The sequence below is a fragment of the Haloferula sp. A504 genome (assembly GCF_044385805.1).
In the GTDB taxonomy this organism is placed as follows: domain Bacteria; phylum Verrucomicrobiota; class Verrucomicrobiia; order Verrucomicrobiales; family Akkermansiaceae; genus Haloferula.
The window spans coordinates 1-430 of the sequence record NZ_JBISBU010000219.1 but is presented as its reverse complement, the minus strand read 5'-3'; the positions used below and the strand labels follow the sequence as shown (position 1 = coordinate 430).

The window sequence follows — 430 nt, the reverse complement described above, 5'->3', positions numbered from 1 at the left end:
GGCCTGTTGTGAAGAGAGCCCTACCGGGCAAGTTGATCTTACCGATCCAGACTGCCGCCAACTGCGCAAGGGCGGCAAAACCACCATTGGCTACAACGTGCAGGCAGCCGTCGATGACAAGCACCACCTGATCACTACCATTGAGGTTACCGGGGAGGCCAACGATCGTCGCTCGCTTGCCCCGATCGCCCAGCAGGCCAAGAAAGACCTCGGGCTGGCTCAAGATGCCTCGCTTACTGTCATCGCCGACACCGGCTACGGAACCGGTCCCAAACACACTGCCTGCGAAGCAAGCGGGACCATTGCCCTGGTGCCCGTCCAGAAGCCAAGCGGCAAGTCCAACGGGCTCCACAACAGCGACGCATTTACCCGCGATCCGGCGAGCGACACCTAGATCTGCCCACAGGGCGAAGTGCTTGCCCGGAAAGCG

1 protein-coding gene is annotated in these 430 nt (G+C 61.6%); it reads left to right on the top strand.

What is annotated here, in order from left to right; genetic code table 11:
* A partial coding sequence (locus ACG2LG_RS24265) for a transposase (protein WP_396263494.1) occupies positions 1-394 on the top strand: 394 nt, incomplete at its 5' end.
* Between the last annotated feature and the right edge of the window lie 36 nt (positions 395-430).